This is a genomic window from Protofrankia sp. CiP1_Cm_nod3, assembly GCF_982290655.1.
Window position 1 is genome coordinate 9,524 of record NZ_CEVIVD010000075.1, and the last position, 14,455, is coordinate 23,978.

The following is a 14,455-nucleotide window of genomic DNA, read 5'->3' on the forward strand; positions in this document are numbered from 1 at the left end:
CCGAACGGGCCGAACGGGCCGAACGGGCCGAACGGGCCGAACACCGCCGACCGCACTGTCGCGCCGGCACCAATTCCGCCCGCCACCCGGCCACCTCCGCCGCTCCGCCTGCCGCTCCACCTCCACCGTGGCTGCCCGCTCCGGCGGACAGCGCTGATCCACTGGTGTGTGCCGGCGGAGGCCGCGATGCCGAGACAGCCGTTCCCGAAACCGCCCCGGCCTGGTTCACACCCCGGAACTTCGACGGCTATACGATCTTAACGTAACCGTGATAGCGGTTTTCGTAGCCGTGCGGGCCGGGGTATCCATTGGCCGAATGGCGGCGCCGCCGGTTACGGCGCCCGGCGAAGTCGAACAGGGCGGCGCCGGCCCCGGGATGGGTGACGAAACGGGCGTGGTCGAGGATCTCCCATTCCGGATGGCGAAGAACGGCCCGCCGACCGCATTGTCGTAGCAGCCCCGGCCGTTCCGGCGGAACGTCGTACGCCATGGGCCGCGCACGGTGCGGCGAATTCTCGAAAAAGATACCGGCCGCCCTGGCCGGAGTGGTGGACGGCGGTGTCGCGGAGTCATACCCGCCGTGTCGGCGGCCGGTTGGCCCCGCCGCTCGGCGGTGGGACACAGGAGACGTCCGCGCTCCAGGACCAGGTCCGGCACCGGGGCGGCACGGCCGCGGCCGACGCGGCCAGGAAGCAGGTGAGCGCGCCGGGCCCAGCGGCCGAGGGCTGTCCCGATGGCCCGGCAGGCCCCCCGGCCCGGCCTGCGCATCGGCCGGGCGGCCTGCTTGCAGCCGCTTGCGACCGCAAGCAGGCCGCCCAGGGCACGCCGTAGATCGTCCGCAACGCTACGTGTACCGCGGCGGGGGCGCGGCCGGCCCGCGGAGCCCCCGTCGTCCGCCGGCGGGACCCGGCCGCGCGCGGCGGCCGCGATCTCGGCACCCGAACCCCCTTCCCGGGAAAATCATCCAAAAAGGCGCGATATGACCAAAATGTGACGACTTCATACGCCTCGCGACGAACACACCGCCCGACCACGGCACGCCCAAGATCGACAACGGATCACTTGACAAACAAAGTCCATAGGGCGTCTGTCACCAGGATCGGACACAGCATTGCCATTTCGTTCTGACCGCTGTAAGAACCGTTGTAAGACAGGAACGAAGTGCGTGTGCGCGATCCACTCCGCGGCCGGGCCACGCAGACGCTGAACCGCGCCCAATCCAGGACGGCCTCGATGATTCATTATGTCATCCGCAAGAGTTCACACCCCGGCGGCGGCCGCCTCGGCCCGGCACTCGGCTACGGACGATGAGCGCCCCGGTCGACGAGTTGATGGAGGCGATCCGCCACGGCCCGAAGGGCCCGCACGTGGGTGCGTTCTTCGACTTCGACGGCACCCTCATCGAGGGCTATTCCGCGCGGGCACTCTACGCGCGACGGTTGCGCAGCTTCGATGTCGGCCCGGACGAGCTGCTACGGATCGCGCTGGCCGCCGTGCGCGGGCCGTTGGACGAGGCGGGCTTCACCTCGCTCCTGGAGACCGGTATGCGCGGCTGGGCCGGACGCACCGAGGAGGAGCTGCTCGCCCTCGGCCGTGAGCTGTTCGCGAGCGAGATCGCCGGTTCGCTGTTCCACAGCGCCTGGCGGCTGGTCCGGACCCACCTCAGCCAGGGCCACACCGTGGTGATCGCCACGTCGGCGACCCGTCTACAGGTCCAGCCGATGGCCGATGAGCTGGGCGTCGAGCACGTCCTGTGCACCGAACTGGAGGAGGAGGGCGGCGTCGTCACGGGACGTGTCGCCGGCCGTGCCCTGTGGGGCGACGGGAAGCTCGCCGCGGTGACCGCCTTCGCCGCCGAGTACGGCATCGACCTCGCGATCAGTCACGCGTACGCCAACGGTGACGAGGACGTGCCCTTCCTCGGCGCGGCCGGCTACCCGCATCCGGTGAACCCGCAGCCGGTGCTGGCCGCCGAGGCGCGGCGGCGGGAATGGCCCCCGCTGGAGTTCACCCGCAAGCACAACCAGCTCGACCCGCTGCCCGCCGTACGGACCGCGGCCATGTTCGGCAGCCTGTTCGCCACGGCGGGGGCCGGGATCGTGGCGGGGGTGCTCGCCCGCGACCGGCGCTACGGCGTCGACCTGATGACGTCGCTGTTCGGGGACGTCGCGTCCGTGCTGGGCAACATCCGCGTCGATGTCGTCGGCGAGCACAACGCGTGGTCGCACCGCCCGGCGGTGTTCCTCATCAACCACCAGAGCACGCTGGTCGACTTCGTGGTCACCTCCCGCGTGCTGCGGCGGGGGTTCACCGCGGTGGCCAAGGCGGAGGTGCGGCGGGTGCCAGTGGTGGGCACCCTGTTCGGGCTGGCCGGGGTCGCGTTCGTGGACCGGGGGAACTCGGCGAAGGCGATCTCGGCGCTGGGGCCGGCGGTCGAGATGCTGCACTCCGGCACGTCGGTGGTCATCGCCCCGGAGGGCACCCGGTCGTTCACCCCGCGGGTGGGCACGTTCAAGAAAGGGGCCTTCCACCTGGCCACGGCCGCCGGGGTGCCGATCGTGCCGATCGTCATCCGCAACGCGGGAGAGATCATGTGGCGCAACGCCCGCACGGCCCGGGAGGGCCGGATCGAGGTGGCCGTCCTGCCCCCGATCCCCACCGAGGGCTGGACCCGCGCCGACATCGACGCGGCGGCCGTCCGTGTGCATGACCTCTATGTCGAGACGTTGGATCACTGGCCCGGCACCGTCAGCGCGGAGCCCGCCGAGGACATGACCGGGAGCCTGCGATGATCCACGCCATCGAGACAGCCCGCGACCTGGTGCCCCGGCCCGGTGGGGCGGCCCCCGGCGAGCTGCGGGCAGGCGACCCGCCCGTGGTCGCCGCGCTGCTCACCAGCCCGGGGTTCCTCAGCGCGCTCGACAGCCTGGCCAGGCGGCTCGGCAAGGACGAGCAGGCCGTGCGCGCGGAGGCGGCCGGCTACCTGCGCGAGATGTCCGCGGTGCACGACCCGGTGGTCGCCGGTACGTGGGAGCGCTTCGCGCGCTGGATGGTGCGCGGGTACGACATCCTCACCGACGACAACGCGCTCGCCGAGCTGCGCCGGCTGGACCGGCGCCACTCGCTGATCTTTCTCATCTCGCACCGGTCGTACCTGGACGAGTTCGCCCTGCCTCCGCTGTTGGTGCGGGCCCGCCTCGACCCCCCCTACGGTCTGGCGGGCGCCAACCTGAACTTCTTCCCGCTCGGCACGATCGCCCGCCGGATCGGCATGGTCCACGTCCGGCGGGCCACGGCGGACATCCCCGTCTACCGGCTCGCCCTGCGCTCCTACGTCGGGCACATGGTGGCCGCGGGGGTCAACCTGATGTGGTCGATCGAGGGCGGACGGACGCGGACCGGGAAGCTGCGCCCTCCGCGCCACGGGCTCCTGCGCTACGTCAGCGACGCGGTGGCGTCGTCCGAACTGGCGGACCCGCTCGTCGTGCCGGTCTCCATCATCTACGACCAGCTGCCGTTGCACGAGGTGGCGCGGATGGCCCAGGAGGCGCGCGGCACCGCCAAGCAGCCGGAGGACCTGCGCTGGCTGATCGGGTACGCGCGCGGCCTGAAGGCACGGCTCGGCGGCATCCACATCGACTTCGGCACGCCGATCCCGCTGCGTGAGCGGCTGCAGGCCTACCGCGTCGACGGGGTGGAGGAGGGACAGCTCGTCGAACGGGTCGCGCTGGAGGTGTGCCACCGCATCAACCGCACCACGCCGGTGACCGCGACCGCGGCCGTCTGCGTCGCCATGCTGGGCGCCGACCGGGCGCTGACGCTCGACGAGGTCTGCGCGACGGTGGCCCCACTCGCGCGGTACCTGAGCCGGCGCGGATGGCCGGTCGCCGCCGCGTCCGACCTGACCGACCGCTCGACGGTGCGGCGCACGCTGCAGGACCTTGTCAGCTCGGGCGTGCTGACCTGCTTCGCCGGCGGGCCGGAGACGGTGTGGGGCATGGGCGCCGACCAGCATCTGGTGGCCGCGGTGTACCGCAACAGCGCCGTGCACGTGCTGCTCGTGCGGGCCATCGCCGAGCTGGCGCTGCTCTCGCTCGCCCGGCACAAGGGCGGCACGCTGCGGATGGCCTGGGAGGACGCGCTGGAGCTGCGGGAGCTGCTCAAGTTCGACTTCTTCTTCGCCGCGCGCGCGGAGTTCGCCGAGGAGCTGTGGAGCGAAGTCGCGATCATGGCAGGCGGGGCGCGCCCGGCCGAGATCAGCCCGGCCGACGCCGAGCGCTGGCTGCGCGACGCGGCGCCGCTGGTGGCGCATCTGGTCCTGCGGCCGTTCATCGACGCCTACCGGATCGTCGCCGAGCAGCTGGTGCTCGACGACGACGCCGCCGAGCTCGACGAGGAGCGTTTCCTCGCCGACTGCCTGGACCTCGGCCGGCAGTGGGCGATGCAGCGTCGGGTGGCGAGCGAGGAGTCGGTGTCCGCGGAGATGTTCCGCACGGCGTTGAAGATGGCCCGCCACCGCGGCCTGCTCGAGCCCGGCGCGAGCCCGCACGAGCTGGTGACCCGGCGGCGCGCGCTCGCGGTCCAGCTCGACCGCGTCCTGCACGACGTGCAGGAGATCGCGGTACTGGGCGCGACGTCCGCGGTGGTACCGCCCGAGCCGAGGGCATCGCAGGAGATCACGACGCTGGGCATGACGCGCACGGTGGTGGCGCCCGAGCCGCAGCCATCGCTACGGAGCGTTTCCGACGGGATCGGAGGCTGATGTGGGATACCTACGTCGTAGAGCGCCGCGGATCGCTGTCATCGGGGCCGGGTCCTGGGGCACCACGGTGGCCGCGATCCTCTCCCGCAGCGCGACGACCACGATCTGGGCCCGGTCGTCCGACGTAGTGAACGATATCGAGAAGAACCAGCGCAACAGCCGCTACACCGGCGACGCGGTCCTCCCCGACGCCCTGCACGCGACGACATCGCTGGAAGAGGCGGTGGTCGACGCGGACACGATCGTGATGGGGGTGCCCTCGCACGGGTTCAGTACGATCCTGGAGCAGGCCGCGCCGTACGCCCGGCCGTGGGTGCCGGTGGTCAGCCTGGTCAAGGGGCTCGAGCAGGAGACCGACCGGCGGATGACCGAGATCGTCGCTGACGTCCTGCCCGGGCATCCCGCGGGTGTGCTCGCCGGGCCGAACATCGCCAGGGAGATTCTCGACGGCTACGCGGCCGCGGCGACGCTCGCGATGCCGGACATGAACGCCGCCGCCCAGCTGGCCGACCTGTTCCGCACGTCCCGCTTCCGGATCTACTCCACCACCGACGTCATCGGGGCCGAGCTGTGCGGGCCGCTGAAGAACGTCTTCGCCATCGCCGCGGGCATGGGCGACGGCGCCGGCGCCGGCCACAACACCAAGGCGATGGTGATCACCCGGGCGGTGCGGGAGATGACGCTGCTCGGCGAGGCGATGGGCGGCGAGCCCGTCACGTTCTACGGCCTGGCGGGCACCGGAGACCTCATCGTGACCTGCACGAGCCCACTCAGCCGCAACCGGCGCGTCGGCGAGGCGCTCGGCCGGGGCCAGACGATCGCCCAGGCGATGGCCGGGATGAAACAGGTGGCCGAGGGGGTACGTAGCGCTAGCGTCGTCATGCGGCTCGCGGCCGGGGCAGGCGTCGAGCTGCCGATCGCACGCGAGGTCGACGCTGTGGTCAACCATGGCTCGACGGCCCGCGACGCCTATCGCGGGCTGCTGAAACAGGCCCCTGGCCACGAGGTGAGGGGGACGAGCTGGTGAAGCTGAAGGGTGAGTCATGGTAAATACGAAGTGGGGAATCGTGGCGGCCACGGGCGGTGCCGTCTCCGCGGCGCTGCTGCGGAGACGGCTGTCCCAGGCGGTGCGTGACCAGGAGCCACCGCAGCTTCCCGCGCCCCGGTACCGCGCCGGATCAGGATCGCCCCTGCTGCTGCTGCACGGTGTCGGTGGTACGTGGCGCGCCTGGGACCCGGTGCTGCCGCTGGTGGAGCCGCACCACGACGTCCTCGCCCCGACCCTGCTGGGCCACGGCGGCGGGGAGCCACTCCCGCCCGGCGTCCCGGTCACGCTCGACGTGCTCGTCGACGGGGTGGAGGCCGAGCTCGACCGGGCCGGCTGGGGCCGCGCGCACATCGTCGGCAACTCCCTCGGCGGCTGGATCGCCATCGAGCTGGCCCGCCGCGGCCGCGCCAGCTCACTGGTGCTGTTCAGCCCGGCCGGGGCGTGGACCTCACAACGCCGGATCGCCGCGGTGGCACTGGGTATCCGCCTGTCCGTGGCCACGCTGGCACGCTACTCGGCGTACGCGGACCTGATCGCGGGCAACCCGTTGCTGCGCCGCCTGCTCCTGGCGACGCAGGTGGCACACCCCGAGCGGGTCGACCCGCAGGCGGTGGCCCTGACCATCCGGGCCAGCGCCCACGCCCCCGCCGTCGACCCGCTCCTACGCACCCTGCCGCGCTCCTACCTCCAGCCGCTGCCCGCCGACCATGACTACCCGATACGGGTCGTGTGGGCGCAGCCGGACCGTGTCATCCCCTTCGAGCACTTCGGCGTGCCGATACTGGAACGGCTGCCGGAGGCCGGGCTGATCCATCAGCCGGGCATCGGTCACGTCCCGATGTACGACGAGCCCGCCACGATCGCCGGGCAGATCCTCGAGGTCGCCGCCGGCGTGGACCAGCCGAGACCGAAGACCGTCCCCGTGGACCAGACGAGCTCCCTGGACCAGACGAGGGTGCCGGCCGGACCCAAGGGAGCGGCCCTGTGACCGGCCACAGCCCCCCGGGCCTCGGCGCCGCCCGCTCGAGCTGGGGCGGCCCGGCGGACATGAGCTGGTGGGAAGCGCTGATGTGGCGTGCGGAGGGCGACCTGCGCACCCGCTCCACCGGGGTTCTGGTCGAGATCCTCGACCGGGCCCCGGAGTGGGAGCGTCTGCGTGCGGCCCACGAGCGGCTCACCCTGCGGGTGCCTCGCTTACGCGAGCGGGTGATCGATCCGCTGCTGCCGCTCGTGCCTCCGGCGTGGTCGCCGGACCCGCACTTCGACCTCGACTACCACCTCCAGCGGATCCGGGTGCCCGGCGACGGCTCCAACAGTGAGCTGTTCGAGCTCGCCGCCGCCGCGGCGGCCCGGCCGCTCGACCCGAACCGGCCGCCGTGGGAGGCGACACTCGTCACCGGCCTGCGCGACGGCCGCGCCGGTTACCTGCTGAAGCTGCACCACAGCCTGACCGACGGGCTCGGGCTGATCCAGCTGCTCAGCCTCACCCACGGGCGCGGCCCCGAGCGGGAGGAGCCCGACACAAGCCCGCTCCCGCCACCGCGGCCGGTGGAGACACCCGTCTCGCTGCTGGCCGGGCGGCTGCCGGGCGTCCTGGCCGGGGCCGCGGGCTCGGTGGCCCGGGGCGCCGTGCGGACGCTCGGACGGGTCGCCGCCGACCCGGTCGGCACGGCCGTCGACACGGTCCGCTTCGGGGCGTCGCTGCGCCGCGTACTGGCCCCGCCCGACGTCGAGCGGTCGCCCGTGCTGAACGACGACGGCACCGGCTACCGGCTGATCGCCCACGACGTGCCGCTCGAACGGCTCAAGGCGGCGGGACGGGCCGCGGGCGGCACCGTCAACGACGCGTTCCTGGCCGCGCTGCTGGGCGCGTTCCGCCGGTTCCACGAGCACCACGACGTCGTCGTCGACCAGATACCGATCGGCATGCCGGTGAGCCTGCGCACCGACAACGACCCGATGGGCGGCAACCGGTTCGCCGGGGCCCGGTTCGCCGTCCCGGTGGGCGATCCCGACCCCCGGGTACGGATCGCCGCGATCCGCGCCGCCGTGGCGACGGCCCGCACCGAGCCCGCGATCGGGTTCCTCGACCTCATCGCGCCGGTGCTCGGACGGCTCCCCCGCGCCCTGCTGATCGAGATCGCGGGCAGCATGACCACCGTCTCGGACCTGCAGGCCTCCAACCTCGCCGGCATCGGGCGCAGCCTCTACCTGGCCGGCGCCCGCGTGCTGCGGGTCTACCCGATGGGCCCACGGCCGGGAGTGGCCGCGATGGTGACCATGCTGTCCTACGAGGGCACCTGCTGTGTGGGGATCAACGCCAACCCCGACGTGATCGACGACGAGAAGGTCTTCGCGTCATATCTGCGCGACGGCTTCGACGAGGTGCTGGACCTGGCCTACGAGCTGTGAGGGCCCGCGGGATGTGCGGGCCCGCAGGCGCTGACCCGCGGGATGGATGCCGCCGGCCCCGTCCGGTGCCGGCGGCATCCGCCGTGTCACCGGACGGGCAGGGCCTCCCGCACGAAGGCGACGACGTCGTCGAGAACCTCGTCCGAGTTCGTCTCGTTGAAGATCTCGTGCAGGGCTCCCGGGTACACCTTCTGCCGCAGGTCCGAGCCGCCGATGTGCTCGAACGCCGTGCGGGTCTCGGCGAGCGGGGCCAGCGGGTCGAGCTCGCCGTGTATCCACAGCGTGGGCAGGTCCCCGAGGCCCGGGCCGGCCGCGATCGTGGCGACGACGTCCTTGAGGGTCTGCAGTGACTCACGGTGGAACGGGCCGTGGTAGATCAGCGGGTCCGCCGCGTAGGCCGCGCCGACCGCGGGATCGCGGGAGAGCGCGGCCGGATCGAGCGGAACGTCCGGAATCGGGTCCAGGTCGAGGAGGGCGAAGATCGCCGGGTTACCGCCGATCACCGGGCCGGAGAGCACCAGCACGTCCACCGGGCCGGCGGCGCGCTGCACGTACCGTACCGAGACGATGCCGCCCAGCGAATGGCCGACGAGGACCACCGGCAGGCCGGGGTGCTCCGCCGTGGCGTGCTTCGCGACCGTGCCCAGGTCGGTGACGATGTCCTCGAGCAGCTCGACGTGCCCGCGCTCGCCATCGGAACGGCCGTGCCCGATGTGGTCGGGCGCGTACACCGCGCCGCCGGCGTCGCTGAGCCTGCGCGCCACGTGGTCGTAGCGGCCCGCGTGCTCGGCGTACCCGTGGGCCAGCAGCACGACGAACGACGGGTCCTGCGCGCTCCAGTGGTGCAGCGCGAGCGCGCCGTGGCTGCCCGCGAGAGTGGTGATCGTGTCAGAGCTGGTCATGCCGTTGCCTCCTCGCGGCGCGCGAGCTCGCGCGGCCGGAACGTCTGTCTTCTGCCGTCTCTTCCGCCGATGGCGGTCATGGGCGGTTCGCCAGCCAGCCCAGCCGGCCCGGGGAGCCCGGGGGACGCCGGCCCGGCCGGCTGCCATCCGTGCGCCGTTCCCCGGTGGCCGTCGCGAAGCGGCTGAAGGGCGTCATCTCCCGTGACGTCCGCGGAGATCATGTCAACCCTCCGCGGCAGTGCGTCCGAGACGCGACAGAGCCTCACGCGGGAGTGAGCCCCCGGTCACCCGCTGATTGACCATAGAACGATATAACCAGAAATTCAATTGATCAAAAAGTGATGGAGCCAAAAAATCATAAGTCAACCAGTTCGCCGTGAGCGGCCCCGGCTCTCGCGAGATCCATGAGACGAAGGTAACAGCGGGCGCCCGCGGCAGCCGCCAGCCGCGGCCGACGGGTGATCCGTCACCCAGGAGCACCGGCCGCCGCCGGTCAGCCGGTGCGCGGAGGGAACGCGATCCCGTCCGACACGGTCCATACGGCGAGGACGATGGCGGCGACGGCCAGCAGCGGTATGACCACCCGCTCCTCGGCCCTGCCGCCCGTCCGGGGGATCAGGGGGATCTCCATCCGCCGGCCGACCGGCCAGAACAGAGGGCAGCCGCGCGGGGTCAGGCAGTCCCCGGCCAGGTGGGCGAGACATCCCAGCGCCACCGCGTAGCCGGCGAAGCTCATGTCGAGGCCGTGCATGAGGAAGACCGCGAGCCCGGCGACCACGCAGTCGATGACGGAGGACAGGCGCCCCTGCCGCTCGAAGTCCAGCCCGAGGCCGCGCAGCCCGAAGCCGACGAGGACGAACAGCGCGGCCCACCAGGCGTACTCGGCGTGGACGGCCAGCAGGCTCATGAGCACGCCCATGGCGAGCGCGAACAGGATCGAGTGGGTGGCGTGCCGGTGGCCGCCGCTGGCCCGGCCGATCCACCTGCACATCGTGCGGGTGACCGGGCCGAAGGTGTTGGCGATCCGGCCGCTGGGATGGTCGATGTCGGGCAGCAGCGCCGCGCCCGCGGACACCACCGCGCCGGCGGCCAGCTGGGCCGTGGACAGGGAGCCGGTGTGCAGGCCCAGCAACCGCTGCGAGCCCAGCCACTCCCCCCGGGACAGCGCGGGTGCGGCGGCCAGCCAGACCACCGCCCCGCTCAGCACGTGCGTCCGCCCCATCATGGAATGTCAACCTCGGTGATCGGCACCGACGGACTATAAACCGTCCCCTCGTCGATCTTCACAGCCCCCGGCCGGAACCGCGCCGCGGGCGGCCGCGCGGCACCGGCTCGGGCAGCAACGGCTTCGCCACGACATCCACCCGCATACCGAGCGGGACGGTCAGGGTGCCGGTGGTGCCGGCGTGGCGCGCGGCGGTGATGCTCTCCGGTGGCGGACGCGGCGCCCTGTCCGGCCAGCCGGGCCGGACACCCGGCGCTGGCAGGAATCGACAGTGAGGAACGCAAGCGTCGCAGCACCTGGCAGCGACGCTGTCCGGCCGGCCAGGGCGGCGTCGGACTGGCGGACGTTGCCCCATCCCCGAGGAGCTGCGGAAGCAGAACTGGTCCCCCGGGCCGTACGACCAGGGACTCATCGACGCGCTGCGGGCCAAGCTGGCGGCCGACCACCCGTCGGTGACGAACCTTCAGAGCACCGGTAGAGCACCGGTCAAGTAGCGCGGATCCCATCCACGACCACCCGTACAGGCCGAGATCACACAGCAGCTCACCCAGCCCGGACGCCATCTGGCGAAGATCCTCCGGGCTGTTCGGAGCGTCCGGCTGGCCGGCCGGGTCGAGGTCGATGACCATGCGGAACACCCCGCCCCGTACATCCGTGCCCTGATTCCGCGCCTCTCCGCACCTCTCCGTAATTTCCGTAAAACTGTCATTTGTAAAACTGGCATTTGCCTATCAGGCGGACGCGGCGGTTTGGCCGTCCGGCTGTCTGGAACTGGGTTACCGAGGGCCTCGGCTTCCACGACAGCCCGGAAGGGCAGCGGAGGAAGATACGGTGAACGGTGAGCTGATCTCTTTGTGGCGCGGACGTTCAGGTGGGCCGCCATCCCGACGGGGCGGGCGCACCGTGGCCTGGCCCGCCCGCCAGCCGGCCGAACCCACGGCCCGGGCGCCGCGGGTGGTGGTGGTCGGCAGCGGGTTCGCGGGTTTCGGGGTGCTGCGGCACCTGGAACACCACCTACCGGCGGACGCGGCCGACCTCGTACTCGTATCGCCAGTCGACCACCTTCTGTACACGTCGCTGTTGCCGCAGGTGAGCGCCGGTGAGGTGGAGCCCCGGCATGTCGCGGTCGCGACCAGGGCCGCGCTGCGGCGGACCACCCTGCTGCTCGGCCATGTCGTCGACGCCGGCCTGGCGGGCCGGACGGTGACGATCCGCCGGGCCGACGGGTCGCGGACGACGCTGGGCTGGGACCGGCTCGTGCTGGCGCCCGGCGCGGTGACCCGCACCCTGGACATCCCGGGGCTGGCCGACCACGCGCTCGGCCTGAAGAACCTGGCCGAGGCCGTCTACCTGCGTGACCATGTGCTGCGCCAGCTGGAGCAGGCCGACGCCTGCGCCGACGCGGACCGGCGCCGGGCGCGATGCACCTTCGTGGTCGTCGGCGCCGGCTACACCGGGACCGAACTGGCCGCGCAGATGACGCGGTTCACCCGCCGAGCGGTCGGCGCCTACCCGCGCCTCTCCCCCGACGACATCCGCTGGATCCTGCTGGACCTGGCGCCCCGGGTGCTGCCCGAGCTGCCGCCCGCCCTGGCCGCCCGGTCCATGGACCTGCTCGCCGCGCGGCAGGTCGACGTCCGGCTGGGAACGTCCGTGTCGGACGTGGCGGCGGACCGGGCCCGGCTCACCGACGGTGACACAATCCGGACCCACACGGTGGTCTGGTGCGCCGGGATCACCCCCAGCCCGCTGATCTCCGCCCTTGGCCTGCCCACCTCGCGGGGCCGGCTGGTCGTCGACAGCGAGTTCCAGGTGCCCGACGCCGACGGCGTGTTCGCGCTCGGTGACGCCGCCGCGGTCCCGGACACCACCCGTGACGGCCAGCCCGCCGGGCAGACCGCGCAGCACGCGGTCCGCGAGGCGGCGGGGGCCGCCCGTGCCGTCGCGGCCTCCCTCGGCCACGGCAGCGCCCGGCCCTACCGGCACCGTGACCTCGGCTTCGTCGTCGACCTCGGCGGTGCCGCCGCGGTCGCCAACCCGCTCGGCGTCACCCTGTCCGGCCTGCCCGCCGCCGCGCTGGCCCGCGGCTACCACCTGTACGCCCTGCCGGGACGGACCAACACGATCCGGGTCGCGGCCGACTGGCTCCTCGACGTGATCGCCCCCCGGCAGATCGTCCAGCTCGGGTTCCTGCCCCCGGAGAAGTCGTCGATCAACGCGGCCGAACAGACCGACATCTACCCCACCCGCTGAGACCCGCTCCCGGGACGACGCGGTCCGCCGGCATCGGTGAGGGCCGTGGAGCGCGGCGAGTGCTCCGGAGCGCGCCGTTCACCGGCCTCGGCCCGGGACCCCGCTCAGCCGTGTCGAGTCATCCCGACAGCTCGGCCCATTCCGGGTGCCATTCCCACCAGCCGGTATCCCATCGATGGGCCCAGGTGTGCAGGATCCGATCCTCACGATCGCGGAGTACCAGTTCCAGATGCCCGAGCCAGCGGGAGGACGCGTCCACCGCCACGTAGTCGCCGGCGGGCGCGGGCGTGAGCGGACCGGTGTGCATACCCCCAGCGCGCAGTTCCACGCCCTCGCCGGTCAGCACGACCACCGCGTCGTCGGGCAGCAGGGCGAATCCGCGGACGGGTGGGTGTTCCGCGGGCAGCGGCCGGTACCAGGAGCGGGTGTAGAGCCCCGGGCTGCGCCAGAGGACGCCTCGGCCGTCGAGCGCGCCGACACCGGCGGCACCCGTCGCCGCCCGGACCGTGACAAGGCCCTCGGGCAGGTCTGGCAGTGCCCACCAGTCCGACCAGCCGCCGTGGGCGTTCCACGGCCTGCACCAGGCCCGGCCCTGGTTGTCGACCGCAAGCAGGCAGTGCTGAGCCCATGGCGCGTTCGTGGCGGCCAGGTCGACGACGGTCACGCCGTCCGCCGGGGCAGGCCACGGCTGCCAGGCCGACCAGTCCTCGACGGGCGCGTAGGTCTCGCGGTCGACCGCGAGGCTGCGCACCCAGATCCGGCCCTCGTGATCGAGCAGCCAGAGGTGCTGCTCGAACTCCCGGGGGCTGCCCACCGCGATCGCCCGCACGGCGCACGGCGCGGCCATCCCGTGCCAGTCGCTCCACCCCTGGACAATCCAACGGTGCCGCAGACCATCCTGGCGGCCCGCCGTGAACACCTCAAGATGGCTGTTCCCGAAACTGCTGCACGCCAGGCCGGACCAACGCACCAGGTCGGTCCCTTCCTCCGCCGCGCGGTGCGCCAGCGCCCGCAGCCGCAGCGCCGTCGCCGCCGCTCTCGGGCGTAGCGCCGGATCTGTCGACAGCAGCTCCCGGAGCAGGACGACCAGCTCGTGATCTGCCTCGCCCCTTCTCAGTTCCGCGACGATCCGTTCGGCGAGCACGGCGGCGTCCGGTTCCGGGGAGCCGTCGGGACGGCGCGGTAACCGGCCGAGCAGGCACTCGCCAAGGACGACACCGAGTGACCACATGTCGTCTTCCCGGCGCACGCTCCCGTGGCCCTCGGCGGCAAGCCGTTGCGGCGACATGTACGCCTGTGTCCCGCCCTGGTCGCGTCCCCTGCCGCCGGCCAGGACGGAGGTTGCGTTGAAGTCCGCGACCTTCCAGATCCCACGGCAGCGCACGATGTTCCCGGGTTTGAGATCGGCGTGGACGAGGCCCCGCGCGTGGATGTGGTCGAGTGCCTCGGCCACGCCGCCCAGCATCTCGGCGACCTCGCCGACCGTCATCCGCCGCAGCCGCTCGCTGGCCAGCCGGCTGGCCAGCGAGACGTCACCCATTTCCATCACCTGGGCCACGCCGCCGTCGTAGAGCCCGTCCTCGACGAGGAACGCGTCGACATAGGCGACCACATACGGACATCCCAGCAGCTGCTCCTGAACCTGGATCTCCTCCAGCGCCCGGCGCTGCCGCTCGCCGTCGCCCACCGCCTTGTAGATCTTTATGGCCCGCTGGACGCCAGCCATCCCCGCGCGCTCCCGCCAGGCAGGCAGAACCTCCGCGAACGCTCCGCTGCCCAGCGGAGCGGAGGTGTCGACCAGCCACTCCCCCACCCTGACCGCCCTCATGGGCCAAGAGCCTAGATCGCCGCCC

At 72.5% G+C, this 14,455-nt stretch carries 10 protein-coding genes; 6 read left to right on the forward strand and 4 right to left on the reverse strand.

The window, feature by feature from the left end:
* Nucleotides 1-247 precede the first annotated feature (247 nt).
* On the reverse strand, nucleotides 248-490 hold the full coding sequence (locus tag AC5LUJ_RS15095) for a hypothetical protein (RefSeq protein ID WP_250282358.1): 243 nt from the start codon (nucleotides 488-490) through the stop codon (nucleotides 248-250).
* A gap of 817 nt (nucleotides 491-1,307) precedes the next feature.
* Here AC5LUJ_RS15095 and AC5LUJ_RS15100 point away from each other — a divergent pair.
* From AC5LUJ_RS15100 to AC5LUJ_RS15120, 5 genes are read left to right on the forward strand one after another with little or no spacing between them, the layout of a single operon-like run.
* Nucleotides 1,308-2,792, forward strand: coding sequence for an HAD-IB family hydrolase (locus tag AC5LUJ_RS15100; protein WP_250282356.1), 1,485 nt, complete (start codon nucleotides 1,308-1,310; stop codon nucleotides 2,790-2,792).
* The gene (locus tag AC5LUJ_RS15105; RefSeq protein ID WP_250282354.1) at nucleotides 2,789-4,762 is read left to right on the forward strand and encodes a lysophospholipid acyltransferase; all 1,974 of its coding nucleotides are present in this window, start codon (nucleotides 2,789-2,791) and stop codon (nucleotides 4,760-4,762) included. Before AC5LUJ_RS15100 ends, AC5LUJ_RS15105 begins: the two co-directional genes overlap by 4 nt.
* Nucleotide 4,763: 1 nt before the next feature.
* Complete coding sequence (locus AC5LUJ_RS15110) at nucleotides 4,764-5,789, forward strand: NAD(P)H-dependent glycerol-3-phosphate dehydrogenase (RefSeq protein ID WP_250282353.1); 1,026 nt, start codon at nucleotides 4,764-4,766, stop codon at nucleotides 5,787-5,789.
* A 16-nt stretch (nucleotides 5,790-5,805) separates the two neighbouring features.
* On the forward strand, nucleotides 5,806-6,798 hold the full coding sequence (locus AC5LUJ_RS15115) for an alpha/beta fold hydrolase (protein WP_250282350.1): 993 nt from the start codon (nucleotides 5,806-5,808) through the stop codon (nucleotides 6,796-6,798).
* Nucleotides 6,795-8,222 carry a wax ester/triacylglycerol synthase domain-containing protein gene (locus AC5LUJ_RS15120; RefSeq protein WP_250282348.1) on the forward strand — a complete coding sequence of 476 codons (1,428 nt, stop codon included), beginning with the start codon at nucleotides 6,795-6,797 and terminating at the stop codon, nucleotides 8,220-8,222. The genes AC5LUJ_RS15115 and AC5LUJ_RS15120 overlap by 4 nt, the downstream gene beginning before the upstream one ends.
* Nucleotides 8,223-8,308: 86 nt before the next feature.
* Here AC5LUJ_RS15120 and AC5LUJ_RS15125 read toward each other — a convergent pair whose 3' ends face one another.
* Nucleotides 8,309-9,124: an alpha/beta hydrolase gene (locus AC5LUJ_RS15125; protein ID WP_250282346.1), complete on the reverse strand. Its 816-nt coding sequence runs from the start codon at nucleotides 9,122-9,124 to the stop codon at nucleotides 8,309-8,311.
* A 493-nt stretch (nucleotides 9,125-9,617) separates the two neighbouring features.
* Nucleotides 9,618-10,346: a metal-dependent hydrolase gene (locus AC5LUJ_RS15130; RefSeq protein ID WP_250282378.1), complete on the reverse strand. Its 729-nt coding sequence runs from the start codon at nucleotides 10,344-10,346 to the stop codon at nucleotides 9,618-9,620.
* Nucleotides 10,347-11,252: 906 nt separating this feature from the next.
* Between AC5LUJ_RS15130 and AC5LUJ_RS15135 the strand changes: the two genes are divergently transcribed.
* Nucleotides 11,253-12,602: an NAD(P)/FAD-dependent oxidoreductase gene (locus AC5LUJ_RS15135; protein ID WP_250282376.1), complete on the forward strand. Its 1,350-nt coding sequence runs from the start codon at nucleotides 11,253-11,255 to the stop codon at nucleotides 12,600-12,602.
* 118 nt (nucleotides 12,603-12,720) lie between these two features.
* Here AC5LUJ_RS15135 and AC5LUJ_RS15140 read toward each other — a convergent pair.
* Nucleotides 12,721-14,455 (reverse strand): protein kinase domain-containing protein (locus AC5LUJ_RS15140; protein WP_493465140.1); only part of this gene is annotated, 1,735 nt, incomplete at its 5' end.